The organism is Bacillus amyloliquefaciens DSM 7 = ATCC 23350 (assembly GCF_000196735.1).
GTDB lineage: Bacteria > Bacillota > Bacilli > Bacillales > Bacillaceae > Bacillus > Bacillus amyloliquefaciens.
The window spans coordinates 762,203-778,802 of sequence record NC_014551.1 but is presented as its reverse complement, the minus strand read 5'-3'; the positions used below and the strand labels follow the sequence as shown (position 1 = coordinate 778,802).

Genomic DNA, 16,600 nt, shown 5'->3' with positions numbered 1-16,600 from the left:
TGAATAAAAATAGAAAGCGGGAATGACAATGATTGTAACAAACGATCAAGAATTAGAAGGCCTAAAAAAAATCGGCAGAATTGTCGCGCTGGCACGGGAAGAAATGAAGAAAAAAGCCGAGCCCGGCATGAGCACGAAAGATCTTGACCTGATCGGAAAGGCGGTGCTTGACGAATACGGAGCCGCTTCCGCTCCGGAGAAGGAATATGATTTCCCGGGCGTGACGTGCATCAGCGTAAATGACGAAGTCGCTCACGGCATTCCGAGCGCCTCTAAAATCCTAAAAGCGGGGGATCTTGTAAATATCGATATTTCGGCGGAGTTCGGCGGTTTTTACTCTGATACGGGTATTTCATTTGTGCTTGGCGAAGGTGACGAACTCCTGCAAAAGCTCTGTAATTGCGCAGCTTCTGCATTTGAAAAAGGGCTTGAACAGGCGAAAGCCGGCAAGCGCCAGAACCAGATCGGCAGAGCCGTCTACCATGAAGCCCGCTCTAACGGCTTTACCGTCATTAAAACGCTGACGGGCCACGGAATCGGCAGAAACCTCCACGAAGCGCCGAACCACATCATGAATTACTACGATCCGTTTGATAACGCGCTTTTTAAAAACGGAACCGTGATCGCGCTTGAGCCGTTTATTTCCACGAAGGCCGAAACGATTGTTGAAGCGGGAGACGGCTGGACGTTTAAAACGCCGGATAAAAGCCTTGTCGCCCAAGTGGAGCATACCATCGTCATCACAAAAGACAAACCGATTATTTTAACGGCATTGTAATGTTTCATTTCCCTCCCAAACAGGTATACAACAACTAACCCGAAGGAGGGAGACGCATGAAAAAAGATAAAGAACAAATCAAAATCGAAAACGAAATACACGCCATGCACGGCGTAACGAAGCAGCAGATTTTAGAGGATTTCGAGGAATTTAAGGCGTACCTTCACCAGAAAATTTCCGCCGGAAAAAAACTAGGCCTGGATGACAGCAAAATCATCAAAAGCGCCGCCATCCTCGGGGACTATCTCGCCAAGCACGAGGAGCCCCGCAATGCGGAAGAAAAACTCTTACAAGAGCTGTGGGACATTGCGGATGACAATGAAAAACAGCATTTGGCCCAGCTGCTTGTCAAACTTGCCGGACACTGATACAGTGCCCGGCTTTTTATGTTCCGTTATAAGAGATGTGCTACACTGGAGATATGTCTGTGAAAGGAGCCATTTTTCAACATGTGGTTTATTATCTTCGGGTTTATTTTCTTTATTGAAAGCATCATTCTCACCGTTTACGGGGTGAAGAAAAAGAAGGGGCTGCTGATTTATTTCGGCGTCGTATTCGGAATCATGACGCTCGGCACGGTGCTGTTAAAATTGACCGGCCATTAAGCATGAAAAGACCGCCCTTTACATATATATGTAAGAAAGCTTTACATCTCTGAATCGAAAGGCTCAGTTTTTGCTTACCCCCTTTTCAGCGTCTTTTTATAGATGTTACAATGCCAAAAGTTTGGCAAAAACTGAAGAAACTCTCCTAAGCGGGAGAACGGAGAAAGGAGTTTTCTGACATGCATTATGGCAGTAAAGGCTGGTATGTAGAAGAGTTAAAGAAAAAAGGAATTACCCACTATGAAGGAAGAAAGCTTCAAAGCTTCAAAAAGTATTTCCTTGCCAATCTGCTCGAAACAAAGAAACAAGCATAACGTAAATCAGCCGTGCTGTCAGTCAGCACGGCTTTTTTTCTATACATTCATCAGTCTGTCTCTTTTTTTAAGGAAGGAGTCCCTCCAGCTTTCTGACAGCGCTTCTTCCCGCAGTACTTCTTCGATCGCCGCCAGATTGCCGGAATCGCGGTATTTCACTTCATTCGCATACCAGACGGAAATGCTTTCTTTGCCTCTCGACAGACGCTTGAGGACCGGACGCGGATCGACATATCCCTCTTCAAGCACCCTGAAATAAAAGCCGGTAAAGCCGGTCTGCTGTACACGGAGCACCATATCCTTGATGTCATATTTGAGCGCGAGTTTGACGCAGGGCTGGCGCGGCTGGCTCACTTGGACGACGGCTTCCCCCAGCTGAAACACGTCTCCGATCCACACGTCTTGCTCGGCCAGCCCTTTGACCGTTACATTTTCTCCGAACGCGGCGGCGGGAAGTTTTCTCTCAAGCGTTGTTTCCCAATATGAATAATGCTCGGCGGGATACACGCACACCGCTTTATCCGGGCCGCCGTGATGCTTCAGATCAGCTTGTCCGTCCCCTGCAAAATGGGTTTTATACAGCATGACGGGGGAATCCGCGGGCCGCTTTACGATGCCGGAATTGATTTGTCTGCCGGCAAATTCATGAATGGCGGGCTTTCCGAGATTGATAGAATAGTCTTGCGTCACCTCGTTCACATCCTTTGCGAAATATCATATTTATCCTTTATCATAGTAAGAAAAAGGTGGTTTTTCCATGCTTCAATATCGTATGGTTGCAGACGGCCGGGTTCAGGGCGTCGGTTTTCGCTACTTCGTTCAGATGGAAGCAGACAGACATAAGATCGCCGGATGGGTAAAAAACCGTGATGACGGCCGGGTTGAAATTCTTGCCGAAGGCCCTGAAGAGTCGCTGAAAAAATTTGCCGAAGCGGTCAGAAAAGGGAGCCCCTTCTCAAATGTCACAGGCGTAACCGTCGAAGAATCACGCCATCTGAAAGGGTACCGCACCTTTTCCATCAGTTACTGATAAGGCTTGTCCTGGTAAAAATAATTCGGCTTCACAATCGTATTGTCATATGATTTATGGAAAATGTGGGTGGAAGCAGGCGAGATCGGCGGGATCAGCCAGGTCCAGTCTCCCGTCAGCTTTCTGCCCGCGTCTTGTTCCTGCTCTTCAAAGCGCTTAAATTGGTTCGCCGCCGTATGGTGATCCACGATACTGACGCCGTGTTTTTTATATGAATAGAGCACTGCCTTATTCAGTTCCACAAGCACCTGATCTTTCCACAGATCGGTATTCAGGCTGGCGGAAATCCCCATGACCGACGCGATTTTTCTGAGCAAGTCATACCGTTTTTCATCAGCAAGGTTCCTTGCGCCGATTTCCGTTCCCATATACCATCCGTTAAAAGGCGCCGCGTTGTACGACAGTCCGCCGATTTCAAGCTTCATATCGGCGATAATCGGAACCCCGTACCATTTGAGATTCATATCGGCAAACTCTTTGATATCCGGATGGGAGATCGGCACTTCTTTCACGAGCGTCTGAGGCAGGTCATACCAGACCGGCTGCTCGTCCCCTTTCATTCGGAAAAGCAGCGGCAAAATATCAAAATCGGTCCGCTTTCCGCGCCAGCCGAGTTTTTCACAGACAGCCGTCAGCTCATATGATGCCGGATCGCCGATTCTTCCTTGTTCTGTCTCATACCCCGCATAGCGGATGAGCTGGTGATTCCAGATTTCCACTTGTTTCTCCCCATTCTTCTCAGGGGGAAAAATCGTAATCGTCGGTTTAATTTTTCCGCCGTTCGTCGCGATTTCGATATGTTCAAATAATGCGTCGCGCACCTCTTCTTTCGTGCTCACGCCGCGCCGGTCAATGACGTTCAGCGATTGCCAAAAGAGACGTCCGATACAGCGGTTGCTGTTGCGCCACGCCATTTTCGCCCCGTGTTCAAGCTCTTCCGCCGTATGGACGTAACTTCCCGTCCGATCTATCTCATCTTTTATCGCGTGAAGACGCGCATTGGTTTCCGATTCCATTCCGAGTTCCTGATAGCAGACATCAATAAAAGCTTTCGCCTCATCCCAGAGTAATTCCGTATGTTTCAAAAAACTCTCTCCTTCAATTTACATCTGCTTCCCATTGTATCGTTTTTAGAAGTGAACACAATGGTTTTTTTGTATCATACTGGAAAGTACAAAGAAAAAACACCTGTGATTTTCGCAGGTGTTTTACAAAACGGAATGCAGTTTTTCAGCCAATGTAAGCAAATCCTCACGGTAGTTTTTGCCCGTCATCGGAATTCCGTGACCCGTCAAAAGCGCTTCCGGCTCCAGTTCGGCCAGTTTCCGGACGGATGCTGCCGCAGTCTGCGTATCCGCTGTGAAATACGCCGGCGGGCCGTGAAGCTCTTGCTTTTGAATGACAACGTCCGCAAGCGATTCCTGTTCAACAGTGATGACGGCATCACCGGCAAGCAGAACGCGGTCTTTTTGCCGAAAAAAAGAAATATGGCCGGGCGTATGCCGGGCGTATGCACCCATTTCCATTCTTCAAGAAACGGAACGGTGCCGTCTGAAGGCAGGGTCTGAACGGACGGAATGCGGATCGCATGGCGCGGAAACAGCGGCGACAGCTTTGCGACAAGCCCTTTTTTCGCATCGGGCCTGGCAGGCGGATAATCCGCTTTTCCCGTCACGTACGGAAGCTCCTGTTCATGAATATAAACCGGCACATCCCACATTTCAAGCAGCTCTTCAATCGCTCCGACATGGTCAAAATGGCCGTGCGTCAGCATGACCGCCTTCAGCTGATACCCATCTCCGAACCGGCGTTTCATTTCTTCTGTAATCATCTCCGCTGATTGCGGCATTCCCGCGTCAACCAGAATGATTTCCCCCGGAGCTGAGGGATTTTCGATAAAGTAAACATTCGCAATCTGGACGGTCAGCCCGTAAACACCGTCCGCCGCTTTAAAACCGACACCGCTTTTCAATGAAAAGAGCGGCATAAACGGATCACTCATCATGGCACCTCCTCTGATGCCTTTAGTGTGCGACGAAGCGGATGTTTTATGTTAAAAAATCGTGATCGCGCCGATGATGAGCGCAAAGGCCGTCATGACGATAACGGCAAGAACCGCCCATTTCATCGCAAATTTCTGGTGTTCATCAATGGTTACCCCGGCAAGCCCGACTAATAAATGCGTCGACGGCACGAGCGGGCTTAACATATGAATCGGCTGGCCGATAATCGAAGCACGTGCGATTTCCACCTTATCCACGCCGTATGCCACGGCAGTTTCAGACAAAATGGGCAGCACGCCGTAAAAATAGGCGTCGTTGGGCATCAGAAACGTAAAGATACCGCTCGTTAAGGCAACAATCGCCGGAATAAATCCCCCCATCTGCTCCGGAATAAGCGATACGAGGGAAATGGCCATTTCATCGACCATCTTCGTCCCCGTTAAAATTCCGGTAAACACGCCTGCTGCAAATATCATCGAACCGATCGCAAGCACATTGCTCGAATGGGCTGAAATTCGCTCCCTTTGATCGTTAAGCCTCGGATAATTGACAATCAGCGCGATACAAAACGCAATGATGAACAGCACGGTTAAATTCACTTTTCCCGATACTAAAAACCCCACTAAAGAAAGTGTTAACAGCAAATTGAACCACCACAGTTTCGGCCGCTTCCATTCATCTTCCACTGCCGCAGCAGTTTCATTTGTATGGGACGGCTGCTTTAATTCGATCACCCCGAGCCGTTTCCGTTCTATTCTTCCGAGCACATAAGCGGACACCATCATACATACCATGCCGCTGGCAATGACAGGAAGCATCGGACCCGTCAGCTCTGCCGGGTCCACACCGAGCGCGCTTGCCGCACGCGGCGTCGCGCCGCCCCATGGAATCGTGTTCATGATCCCCATGCCGACACCGGCAATTCCCGCTAAAATAATCGGACGGATTCCGAGCATAATATACAAAGGCAGCATCGCGCTTGTCGTAATCATATACGTCGTCGAGCCGTCACCGTCCAGCGCGACGAGCATGGTCAGCGCTGCTGTTCCGACAACAATTTTGAGCGGATCGCCTTTGACCAGCTTTAAAATACGCGCAACCATCGGATCAAATAAACCGGTATCAATCATAATGCCGAAATATAGAATCGCAAACATAATCATGACTGCAATCGGCGCCACCTGTTCAATACCGGAGATCATCATCTCGCCGACCCGGTTAAAAGAAAAGCCGGCAATCAGCGCGAACACGATCGGCGTCAACACGAGCGCCGTTAACACCGAAAGCCGTTTTGTCATGATCAGCACCATAAAAACAAACATCATAAGAAAGCCTAAGATTGCTAACACAGTATGTCCCCCTTATCATGAATACGCTTACATTTTAAAGGCCCGATTCCCCTTTATCTGCCTTTTTGCTATCTTATGAGAATTGCATAATGAAGTAAATATTTTGGATTTTAAAGATTTTTAATTTTTTATAACCTTTTTGATCATTTTGTTCATTTATAAATAAAAAAGCATTCCGCAAGTCTGCGGAATCCTTATTTTTCGCTGCTCATCATCTCTTTATAAAACTCAGTCTGCTCTTCTAAAAAGCGTTTTGCGCCGCTGCTGTTTTTATAAAAGCTCTCCCAATCCCGTTTTTTCATCATTTGCTTCCACTCCGCGGATGAGGTAATCTGTTTCAAAGCCTGATCCCAATAAGCGATCTCGCCTTCGGTCATGTCTTTCGGCCCCATGATGCCCCTCCAGTGCGCAAAGACAAACGGCACCCCTTGCTCTTTCCAGGTCGGGACATCGCTAAAGCCGGAGAGCCTTTTGTCAGAAGTAACGGCCGCTAATGTGATTTTTCCCTTCTGATAGGCGGCTCTCGCTTCTGAAATGGTCATTGAGGCGGCATCTATATCGTGACTGATAAGCGCTTCAATAACCTCATTGCTGCTCCCGTATTGAAAAAAGCGGATATCAAACGGAGAAATTCCGGCCATTTCCGCGGCTCTCGCAAAGGAGAGCTGGTCATCATTTCCAAGACCTGGCGCAAATCCGATTTTTATGCCGCCCGGATGTGTTTTAATAGCACCGAGCAGCTGCTTCCCACTTTTTATCTTTGAATTTTTCGGAAGAGCGACAGTCTGCCACTCTTTTGCGATAATGGCCAAGGGCGTAAAATCAGCTGCCTTCAGCCGGCTTTGGCCCAAGATTTCATTGCTTAACAGCAGGCTTGAATTCATACTGATGACATCCGTTTTTCGTTCATTCACGTATTTCCACCCGCTGTCTCCGCCTCCGCCGGGCTTATAGACGATCTTTACAGGCCGTCCCAAAATATGTTTCCGCTCTATTACTGATTGCAAAGCCTTTGCCGTTACATCCCAGCCCCCTTGAGGCGCTGCGGGTACGACAATTTCAATCGGTCCCCCGGCTGAGCGGATGCCCGCCATCTGCCGTCCGTCCAAAGAAACCAGCGCCGCAAGCATAATAAGAAGCACTCCAAACCGCTTCATTTCTCCCATCCCTTATTCATGTGCTAAATAATATTTTCGTTCCGGCCTGCCGATAATGCCGTATTCTAATTCAGCGAGCGCTTCTTCCCGAGAAACGAGAAACTCGGCGTAGCGCCGCGCCGTTGTTCTGGAGGCGCCCATTTTTTCGCCCAGCTCTTCAGCCGTCATCCCTTTTTGGGCAGTCCGGAGCGCGTTTTTGATTTTTTGAAGGGTAATAGAGTTAATGCCTGTCGGCAGATCACTGAGCTGTTTTTGTTCTTTCTGACTGCTTCCGAAAAACATGTCGATTACGGATTGGCTCAGCTCCGGCTGTGAGTGCAGCCATTCTCTTTTTTCACGGTACTGCAAAAGCACATCTGTAAATTTACGTGCCGAAACCGGTTTTATGACATAGTGGGAAACGCCTGATCTGAGCGCTTCCTGCAGCAGCCTTGTTTCAGCAGAAGCCGTAATAATAATGATATCAACGGAAGGAAAACGGCGGCGGATGAGCGGGAGCAGATCTGTTCCCAGCTCATCCGGCATATAAATATCCAATAGCAGCAGATCAGGCTGCTGTTTCTCAAGCAGAGATAAGGTGTCTTTGGCGTTGATTGCTTTGCCGATGACATTGAACCCATCCAGATGTTCGATAAATTTTTCATGGATTTGCGCTATTCGAAAGTCGTCCTCTGCAATCGCGATGTTAATCACACGGATTCCCCCTTTGGCCTTTCTTTCGGTATAAACACCGTAAATACGGCACCGCCGCTCTTTTGCTGTGAAATCTCTATCCATCCCTGCAATTCACTGACGGCTTCCTTCAGATTGGCTAAGCCGTATCCTCTCCTTGTCCCCTTTGAAGAGTATCCCTTTTCAAATATCGTTCCTGTTTTTTCCTGAGGCACGCCGTCCCCTGAGTCCGCCACTTCTATGACGATATCCCTGCCGATATCGGTCATAAAAAAGGCAACCTCTTTTTTCTCTTTTTCGGCGACGGCGTCAAAAGCGTTATCAATAAGATTTCCGATGATCGTAATGAGCTGGGATGAACCCACATGCTCCGGCAGCGACTCTAAAAAGCTGTTTTCATCTATCGAGAGCTTCACTTTTTTCTCAGAGGCTTTTCCCATTTTTCCTAATAGTATGGCCTGAACACGCTGGGAATGAATGTTTTGAAATAGGATTTCATGCTGTTCATTTTGGATGGCATACTCTTCTTTAATCAGTTCAATGGCTTCCTCGTATTCTCCCAGCTCTAACAGACGGAGTATCGCGTAAAGCTTATTCGAGAATTCATGCGTTTGCGCCCGCAGATCCTCCGAGTATTTTTTCATTTCGGTCAGCTTGTTAATCAGCTTTTTGAGCTCCGTTTTTTCGCGGAAGCTTATGACCGCTCCGTATACTTGCCCGGCCTGCCTCATTTCTTTCACGTTTAAGATGAATACTTTATCTCCGGCACGCACCTCAACATTCGGCGGCACTTCTCCCCCTGACAAAACCGGCATGAGCTTTGCGCCGGGCATGATTTCTTTTATATGCCTTCCGATCATCGGCTCCGGAAGATGCAGCATATCAGCCGCGGATAAATTCATCATCGTTATCGCGCCCTCTTTGTTTACGGCGATAATTCCTTCTTTAATCGCAAGGAGCATCGCATTGCGCTCCCGATACAGCGCTGCAATTTCATGCGGTTCAAGGCCGAGTGTATCTTTACGGATGCTTTTTGCGAGTGCCGCCGCTCCCCCGATACCGATAAGAAATACCAAACATGCAAAATAGCCCAAATGCCGCAGATGCGCTTTCATATCTTTTTCTATCTCATCTTGTAAAAACTCGACTGTCACCGTTCCGACGACTTCGTTATGATTTTTTTCATCCAGAATAACCGGCGCGCTTCCCCGGACGGCTTTCATTCCATCGGAAACCGGAGATCCGCCGAACATAACGGTTTTATTTTGCAGATTTTGATTTTCTTTTGGGATGCTGCTGCGGGCCGAATGAAATGCAACATGCCCTTTTTGATCAGTAATGTAGACGGCGTGCGCACCTGCCTGTTCTTTCATTTGTTCAATGACGTCTAACTTTGTAAAAGCACCTTCGTCCGCAAGCCGGAATGCCTCTTTTACAGGCGGCATGTAAGAAATGGTTTTTGCTGTTTGCACCGCCAGCTGTTCAGCCTGCTTCTGCCCTTCATTTAATTGCTGAAAAGCAAATATAACGGTGAGCGTTCCGATGACAAGTATTAATAAAGCCGTGATTAATCCGGCTATTTTCATTTGCAGAGAGACATAAAACCGCTTCTCTTCCAACACAGCACCAGCCGTCCTTTCCTCCTAAAATGATACCACTTTTCAAATCTTTATTTCTCATTTTTATGAATTTTCGTGATCTTTTTCTCTTGTAATTCCTGTAAAAAAGTGCGATAGGTATCATTTTCCTCAAGAGAGATAAGCAGGACGACCTTTTTATAACCGCTGTGCAAAAAAGAGACTGACAGAAGCCAGTCTCGGGAAGTTTAATTACTGACGTATATCCAGTTGACAGAATGATTCTCTAAGATGGCTGAGATACATTTGAATGACCGGCAATATCAATCAACTTTCCTTTGACGGCCAGACGTCCTTCGGTATTTACCGCTTTGTCACATGTGATTAAAGTAATCTCTTTTTCTTTTGTCTCCTGAATTATGTTTGCTTCTATTTCTGAAATCGTGCTTTTTGATGTTACAGAATAAATATAGTCTTTTCTAAAATCGGTAATTACGATTTGCGCGCCTTTTTTTATGTGTAAAAGAGGGCCGAACAATAGGTTCTCCTGCCTCAGATGGTGACCAGCCAACGGGTAGTTTCCCTCTCCCATTTTCTGATCCGGCCGCATAGTTGCCGCGCCGATCAGCAGGTTTTCATTGGTTGTGCCTTTTAAAATCGGGAGCTCCAAATTGACGCTGCTGATGGTGATCCGTCCGATTATCGGTTTCGGTTTGCGGTTAAAACTCGACTGAACGGTTTCCCTAAAACCGGGAGGATGAATTGAATCAAATGCATAATCCGCTTTTTTCATGTTGTTTTTCCGCGCCTGTTCTGCGGTCAATTCAGCTTCACTATGGCTTTTACTGAGGTAAGCGATAAGGCACCCTTTCATGAGAGGAGAGGTGACAAGAAGCAGCCCGGATAGAATCAGAACAGCAATGATCGTTTTTTTAAACATGAAGAAAATTCCTTTCTTGTACATAATACGGGATGGGTACTTGTTGTGAAATGACTTTCGTTTTAAAAAAGCACCTGATCGATTCTTACATGATCAGGTGCGGTAACGTCTATCTATTTCTTGCCTTCTTCTTTCTTGATACAAGAGCCGCGGCTCCGCCGGCTAAGAGCAGCAGAATACCGGCCGTCACCTGCATCATACCGTCCGTATCACCGGTTTTCGGCAGGCTTTTGCCTGTATCCGGATGATTGGCATTACCATTGGTATCAGGGTGATGCCCGCCTTGCTTCGTTTGATGATTCGGTGTGTCTTTCCCAAGTGCGGGATTTTTTAATTTCTTATTCGAAACGACAACTTCAACAGCTTTTGACTGTCCTTTTTCAATTGTGAATTCAATTGGTTTTTCGTTCAGCTGATAGCCGTCAGGCGCTTTTGTTTCGATAAATCGGTACTGTCCCGGGGCTAAACCTTTCACCGTAAACTGTCCCTTTTTATCCGTTTTCCATAACGCCGGCCGTTTTTCGCTGGTTCCGCCGGTGTTTACCGGATGTCCGCCGGAATCTGTTATCTTGAATTCAGCACCCTCTAACACCTTATTTTTATCGTCATGATCCACTTTTGTCAGTGTTACATCGCCAGGTGTTAATTTGTTCTTCGCACTGATTTCGATTGGTTTTATGTCGGTATTTGTAACCTTGAATGATATTGGCGTTTGATCCAAACTGTAAAGTTCAGGCGCTTTTGTTTCGATAAATTGATATTCGCCCGCTTTCAGTCCCCGCACAATAATCCGCCCGTGCTGATCTGTAGTCAGACCCTCTGTCAGCACTTTGCCGTTTGCATCTGTCAGTTTGAACTCTGCATCTTTCAGGACTTTCCGTTTGTCGTCTTGATCGAATTTTGTGAGAACAACACTGTTCTTGATGTTAACTGCAGTCAGGACAGCCTGATCCGGTTTTCCGCTGTTCTCAGCCTTAATCGTAAACGGCACAGGTGTTGTTGACAGCAGATAACCATCCGGTGCTTGTTTTTCAACAAATTGATAGCTTCCCGGTGCCAAACCGTCGGCGTCAATCTTGCCGCCTTCTTTTGTCATCAGATCGTCTCTTACAGTTTTTCCATCACTGTCAGTGATTTTGAATACTGCACCGTCTAAAACATTTCCGTCTTGATCCTTCTTGACCAGCTGGACAGAGCCTTTGTAGTTGACGGCCGTTCCTGCGTCAGACGGCTTCGGCTTTCCTTCCGCCGATTCTGAGATCGTAAACTCCACTTTCTCCGTATTTAACACATAACCGGCTGGCGCTTTTGTTTCGATAAAAGCGTAGTGCCCCGGTGCAAGTCCGGATGTTTCTACTTTTCCGTCCTGATCTGAAACCAGATCTTTTTGAACTGTTTTTCCATCCTGATCGATAATCTGGAAGACTGCACCTTCAAGTTTCCGGCCTTCCGCATCTTCCTTCGTCAGCTGAACAGAGCCTTTATAGTTGACGGCCGTTCCTGCGTCAGACGGCTTCGGCTTTCCTTCTGCTGATTCTGAGATCGTAAACTCCACTTTCTCCGTATTTAACACATAACCGGCTGGCGCTTTTGTTTCGATGAAGGCGTAACGCCCCGGTGCAAGTCCGGATGTTTCTACTTTTCCGTCCTGATCTGAAACCAGATCTTTTTGAACTGTTTTTCCATCCTGATCGATAATCTGGAAGACTGCACCTTCAAGTTTCCGGCCTTCCGCATCTTCCTTCGTCAGCTGAACAGAGCCTTTATAGTTGACGGCCGTTCCTGCGTCAGACGGCTTCGGCTTTCCTTCTGCCGATTCTGAGATGGTAAATTCTTTTTTCTCCGTGTTTAACACATAACCGGCTGGCGCTTTTGTTTCAATGAAGGCGTAATGTCCGGGTGCAAGTCCGGAAGTCTCTACTTTGCCGTCCTGATCTGAAACCAGATCTTTCTGAACCGTTTTTCCTTCCTTGTCGATGATTTTGAAGACTGCACCTTCAAGCTTCCGGCCTTCCGCATCTTCCTTCGTTAAAGCGGCTTTTCCTTGATAATTAACCATTGATCCCAATTCAACATCAGGCACTTGATTCTTTTCGTTCTTTGCGACTGAGAAGTGAATCGCTTTTGTGTTCACGATAAACCCTGAAGGAGCTTTCGTCTCCATCAGTCGGTAGTACCCCGCTGGCAAACCGTTTATTTCAACCTTCCCGTTTTTATCGCTTTCAATATTACTTCTTATTAATGTATAGGTACCGTCGCTTGATTTTTTCTCCAGCTTAAATACGGCACCAGCCAAAGGATTGTTGTTTTCGTCTTTTTTGATAAGCGTCACCTTATTTTTTTGATTTATGACTTTGTAGGGAGCACCCGCCCCGGAGGATTTACTGTCGACCGTTACAAGGACCCCGTTTACATAGGCGTCGCTGATGGTGTAGCCGTCCGGCGCTTTTATTTCTTTCAGTACGTAGGTTCCGTAACGGATATTCCCAAACGTAAGTTTACCGGCTTCATCTGTTGTGCCTGAACGCAGCAGCTGCTTGCCGTCTTTAGACCATAATTGAAAATCTGCTCCCGGAAGAGATGCACCGTCTGATCCTGTTTTGGATATCGTCATGCTTCCCTTCTCTCCTGATCCTGAACCGCCGCCGCTTGAAATGGCGACAAGCACTGAGCTGTTATTCTCCTGGGTCTGCTCCTTAACACTTGTCCCTGATATTGATACTTTGTTGTTGACCTGACCGCTGCTGCCGGAAATATTAATGAGAGAACGATATTGTATGACATACGCACGGTCTATTTGTTTATAGCTGCCTGTAAAGGTGAGGACAAATGATTGTTCACCGGTGGCATTGTCGGTTTTAACATCTAATTTATAGTCCTTATCTTTCTCAAGCTGCACATCACCCGCAGCAAGGTTTCCACTGCTGTCTTTCATAACGCCGTTCTCATCATATTTTGCTTGATATACTTTAAAAGAATCTTCATCTATTATTTGGTTCTCATCTGGGGTGTCTTTGACTTTTACGTCATCCAGTGTCGATTGGCTGGCATTGACATTGATGTTCCAATCGATATAGTTCCCGCTCTGTTTACCGCCTTTAGAAACCAGGTTTCCGCCGTTTGCGATTGATACTGAACCCGTCAACGTTCGGTCTGCATGGTCATCATTATAGTACTCTGCTTTGTTTGTGTATTGATTCTGTTTAATGACCTGACCTTTCAGTGACGTTTTGAATTCAATCAGATATGGTACAGAGTCCTCTGTTTTAAGATGTACGGTTAATGTATTTTTGTTGCCGTCTGACGGTTCTTCCACTTCGTATTTCGAAGGATCCAGCGCCTCTCCTTCAGTGATGGAACCGTTTTTACTGATGGTGTACTTTTTGACGGCAACCGACCCGTGCAAAAATTGCTGACCATCTGTTAGCGTATCTTTTATATAAGGATTCTTTGAAGGTTCGCCATTGTAATTGATGCCGACTTTCCATGTGATTTCTTTTGAAACGGCGTTGTATGAGCCGTTTTTGAATCCGTTATGGGAAGTCTGATTGTTCGGTGTGAAGCCGCTCGATTCCTTATTTGTGCGTTTGCCGCCATTTTGATCGGTCCATGTCGACTCCGCCGTATTCTTGATGTTTTCATTAGAAAAGTCAGTGTTGAATTTTGTCGTATACGTGATCTTAAACTGACTGTTTGTTTCTGCGTAATCCCCGATCAATGCTATTGTAAAGCCTTGATTTCCGGGTTTTTTTGTTATTGTATAATCTGTTCCTTCTTTCAGCGTTTTGTTCTCAGTCGTATCTTGCATGTGAAATGAATCATCAATGAGCGCCAGACCTCCGCTGGTGAATTGATCATCCAGAGTCCAGTCTTTCATTGTGTAACGGTTTTTATTGATTGTGATTGTCCAATCAACCGTCTTCTTCTCATAGTCTGCGTTTGAATAATTTTTGATCAGATTCTGCTGAATGGCTGTCCCCGGAGTTTCCTTTGATTCCCCCGTATCTGTAACTGCTGTGTTGGTGTATTTGACAGGACTGTCAATAATGACCCCATCGTTGACTTGAGATTGATAATTGATCTTATATGCTCCTGTGACAGTTTGCTTGAATTTGATCTCAAAGCCGTTCCCGTTATCAGTCAGCGTATAATCCCCGCCTTCTTTTAATGGGGCGCCTTCTTGTTCGCTGCCGTTTTGGCTGAATGTAATCGGAAGGACTTTCAAAGATCCGGGAACAAGGTGCAGATCGTCTGATCCGAACGTATCCTTGATGCCGGCTTTGGATTGATCAATCTTTTTCTCACCGTAATTGTACATAACAGCCCAGCTGAACGTTTGGGTTTCCCCTTTATAACCGGTCGAAGATTTTTCAATCATTTTTCCGTAGCCCGCCGTTACGGAGGCTTCCGCAGAAATCGGCTCCGCATTATCCCCGCTGAATGCCGCCTTGTTTGTCAGCGTGATATTTCCGCCTTTAGCAGGCTTTGCATCGTCATCAATAACTGTGTCATAGATGAGCCGATAGGCTGAATCAATCGTCCCGGCGAATGTGACATTTCCTTTGTCGTCGACGGTATAGCCTGACGTTATCTCACTTCCTTGACTCACCGAGCCGTCAATATTCACATCGAGTTCATACACTTTCACAGAGCGGAAGGTCAAACCGTCCGGAAGACTTTCCGTCAATTTCACATTTTTGACTTCTTCTTCCTTTTTATTAAGATCAACCGTCCACGTTACCTTTCCGGGGTTAATGCCTTTATCCAATGACCCTGATTTATCAATGGTTTTAGTGACATTCGGTTTAAAATAAACCGTTACTTCCGGGGTATCAGAGTTAACCGGAAACTTAATCTTTTGTGTGGTTGACCCTTTTATTTCTTTCTGATTGAATTGGGTGTTTACATACAATGACCCTTTGACATTAAAATCTTCTTTTACCTCGCCGTTAAACGTCATGATGACATGGCCGCTCGTATTAATGGAAAAAGTTCCGTACGTCATGTCGCCGTTGGTCAATGGCTGGTTCGTAATGTCATTGTGCATGATAAATTCTTTAGGCAGGTCAAATTCATATCGATCACCGTCGTTTATTGTTTTCCCCAGCTCATTCGGGATCGCCCATTGAATGGTGATATTTGCCGGAGAATTCGTATTCGCACGGTTGTTTTTGTCAAATGGTTTTCCTTTTTCATCCGTCAATTTCACATCAGTTAAAATATTTTGCGTAATCTGGCTTCCGCCTGATTGAAGACTTTTAACAGCAGATTTGCTTGAAATCACCATTTTTGATTGATTGCGTTCAGCAGAAGGGCTTGATTTCGTTGTCTGTTCTTTCTTATCCCTGCTGTCTGCAGATGTTGACTTTTTCTCTGCTTCTTCCTGAGGTTCAGCAGGTTTTGAAGAGGTGTTTTTTTCTGTTTCGGAATTCGTTGTCTCATCTTTCTTCACAGGTATGATCACCTGCTGGGTCTTGCCGGCGTCCAGTTGAAAAAGAGCTTTTGCCGTTTTCGTTTTATCTGTTACGTCAGGTGTAAACTTCGCCGGCAGTGTAATGGAGCCTTTGACATCATCGGCCTCCGCCTTTTCCTTGTTCACTTTCACCTCAAGAGTGCTGCTTTTTGCTTCAGCTTTATATATACCGATCACCCGATCAGCTGATTTCAGCTCACCTTCGATATCGTTATCTAATGTAAAACTTTCAGGGATCTTTAAGGTGATATTTCGGTCACTTGCATCTTCCTTGTTTTTCAGAGACCATTCGTATGTCAGTGTCACTTCATCTTTCGGTGCTAAAGCCGGCTCACTGCCTTTTGATCCGTCAACGGTCTGATGTTTGCCGTCTTTGACCGTGACTGAATCAAAGAATCCGCTCTCGCTTAGCTGCGATCCGGAAGCGGCTGCGATCGGAGTAAAGCTGACAACTTGGCTGAAGATGAAAAACAGCGTGAAGCATGTGATCAATGCTGTTCTCAGCCTTTTGCTTTTTTGCGGGCTGAACGAAAAGTTCCTCACTCCCAATGTCTTATTCCTCCCCTTTTATATAGACTTACGTTCGAACAAGCCCGTAAGCATGGGATTCTCCTTATCCGAACCAAACTACATTGTATGAAATCGACCTATACAAATTCTGTACATAGGATCATTTCAGAAATAACGCACAAAAAAAGACCG

General features: G+C 46.3%; 13 protein-coding genes and 1 pseudogene. 5 read left to right on the top strand and 9 right to left on the bottom strand.

Annotated features, from left to right (window positions below; all coding sequences use genetic code 11):
• The first annotated feature begins 28 nt into the window (after positions 1 to 28).
• The 4 genes from map to BAMF_RS40590 all read left to right on the top strand — a co-directional run bounded on the left by map (position 29) and on the right by BAMF_RS40590 (position 1,697).
• Positions 29 to 778 carry a type I methionyl aminopeptidase gene (map, locus tag BAMF_RS24190; RefSeq protein ID WP_013351367.1) on the top strand — a complete coding sequence of 250 codons (750 nt, stop codon included), beginning with the start codon at positions 29 to 31 and terminating at the stop codon, positions 776 to 778.
• A gap of 56 nt (positions 779 to 834) precedes the next feature.
• Positions 835 to 1,146: a DUF3243 domain-containing protein gene (locus BAMF_RS24185; protein ID WP_013351366.1), complete on the top strand. Its 312-nt coding sequence runs from the start codon at positions 835 to 837 to the stop codon at positions 1,144 to 1,146.
• A gap of 81 nt (positions 1,147 to 1,227) precedes the next feature.
• The gene (locus BAMF_RS41475) at positions 1,228 to 1,383 is read left to right on the top strand and encodes a hypothetical protein (protein WP_013351365.1); all 156 of its coding nucleotides are present in this window, start codon (positions 1,228 to 1,230) and stop codon (positions 1,381 to 1,383) included.
• Positions 1,384 to 1,562: 179 nt separating this feature from the next.
• Positions 1,563 to 1,697 (top strand): YflJ family protein, encoded by a 135-nt coding sequence (locus BAMF_RS40590; RefSeq protein ID WP_003155609.1) that lies wholly within the window; start codon positions 1,563 to 1,565, stop codon positions 1,695 to 1,697.
• Positions 1,698 to 1,736: 39 nt separating this feature from the next.
• On the opposite strand, the gene BAMF_RS24180 is transcribed toward BAMF_RS40590, so the two are convergent.
• On the bottom strand, positions 1,737 to 2,387 hold the full coding sequence (locus tag BAMF_RS24180) for an MOSC domain-containing protein (protein WP_013351364.1): 651 nt from the start codon (positions 2,385 to 2,387) through the stop codon (positions 1,737 to 1,739).
• Positions 2,388 to 2,454: 67 nt separating this feature from the next.
• Between BAMF_RS24180 and BAMF_RS24175 the strand changes: the two genes are divergently transcribed.
• On the top strand, positions 2,455 to 2,727 hold the full coding sequence (locus BAMF_RS24175; RefSeq protein ID WP_013351363.1) for an acylphosphatase: 273 nt from the start codon (positions 2,455 to 2,457) through the stop codon (positions 2,725 to 2,727).
• Here the strand turns inward: BAMF_RS24175 and nosA are convergent.
• From nosA to BAMF_RS24135, 8 genes and pseudogenes are all read right to left on the bottom strand, one after another.
• Positions 2,721 to 3,812 carry a nitric oxide synthase gene (gene nosA, locus BAMF_RS24170; protein ID WP_013351362.1) on the bottom strand — a complete coding sequence of 364 codons (1,092 nt, stop codon included), beginning with the start codon at positions 3,810 to 3,812 and terminating at the stop codon, positions 2,721 to 2,723. The genes BAMF_RS24175 and nosA overlap by 7 nt on opposite strands.
• Positions 3,813 to 3,935: 123 nt before the next feature.
• Positions 3,936 to 4,729: pseudogene (locus BAMF_RS24165) on the bottom strand (MBL fold metallo-hydrolase).
• A gap of 51 nt (positions 4,730 to 4,780) precedes the next feature.
• The gene (locus tag BAMF_RS24160; protein WP_013351360.1) at positions 4,781 to 6,079 is read right to left on the bottom strand and encodes a citrate:proton symporter; all 1,299 of its coding nucleotides are present in this window, start codon (positions 6,077 to 6,079) and stop codon (positions 4,781 to 4,783) included.
• A gap of 194 nt (positions 6,080 to 6,273) precedes the next feature.
• Positions 6,274 to 7,236 (bottom strand): tripartite tricarboxylate transporter substrate binding protein, encoded by a 963-nt coding sequence (locus tag BAMF_RS24155; RefSeq protein ID WP_013351359.1) that lies wholly within the window; start codon positions 7,234 to 7,236, stop codon positions 6,274 to 6,276.
• A 12-nt stretch (positions 7,237 to 7,248) separates the two neighbouring features.
• The gene (locus BAMF_RS24150; RefSeq protein WP_014469885.1) at positions 7,249 to 7,929 is read right to left on the bottom strand and encodes a response regulator; all 681 of its coding nucleotides are present in this window, start codon (positions 7,927 to 7,929) and stop codon (positions 7,249 to 7,251) included.
• Complete coding sequence (locus BAMF_RS24145) at positions 7,926 to 9,530, bottom strand: sensor histidine kinase (RefSeq protein WP_013351357.1); 1,605 nt, start codon at positions 9,528 to 9,530, stop codon at positions 7,926 to 7,928. The genes BAMF_RS24150 and BAMF_RS24145 overlap by 4 nt, the downstream gene beginning before the upstream one ends.
• Before the next feature lie 241 nt (positions 9,531 to 9,771).
• Positions 9,772 to 10,425, bottom strand: coding sequence for a class A sortase (locus BAMF_RS41470; RefSeq protein ID WP_013351356.1), 654 nt, complete (start codon positions 10,423 to 10,425; stop codon positions 9,772 to 9,774).
• Positions 10,426 to 10,534: 109 nt separating this feature from the next.
• Positions 10,535 to 16,447, bottom strand: a complete 5,913-nt coding sequence (locus BAMF_RS24135; RefSeq protein ID WP_013351355.1) for a SpaA isopeptide-forming pilin-related protein — start codon at positions 16,445 to 16,447, stop codon at positions 10,535 to 10,537.
• Between the last annotated feature and the right edge of the window lie 153 nt (positions 16,448 to 16,600).

Excerpts from the sequence above, each read along its gene's own strand:
- map (WP_013351367.1), top strand. The coding sequence starts at position 29 with ATGATTGTAACAAACGATCAAGAATTAGAAGGCCTAAAAAAAATCGGC.
- BAMF_RS24185 (WP_013351366.1), top strand. The coding sequence starts at position 835 with ATGAAAAAAGATAAAGAACAAATCAAAATCGAAAACGAAATACACGCC.
- BAMF_RS41475 (WP_013351365.1), top strand. The coding sequence starts at position 1,228 with ATGTGGTTTATTATCTTCGGGTTTATTTTCTTTATTGAAAGCATCATT.
- BAMF_RS40590 (WP_003155609.1), top strand. The coding sequence starts at position 1,563 with ATGCATTATGGCAGTAAAGGCTGGTATGTAGAAGAGTTAAAGAAAAAA.
- BAMF_RS24175 (WP_013351363.1), top strand. The coding sequence starts at position 2,455 with ATGCTTCAATATCGTATGGTTGCAGACGGCCGGGTTCAGGGCGTCGGT.
- BAMF_RS24155 (WP_013351359.1), bottom strand. The coding sequence starts at position 7,236 with ATGAAGCGGTTTGGAGTGCTTCTTATTATGCTTGCGGCGCTGGTTTCT.
- BAMF_RS41470 (WP_013351356.1), bottom strand. The coding sequence starts at position 10,425 with ATGTTTAAAAAAACGATCATTGCTGTTCTGATTCTATCCGGGCTGCTT.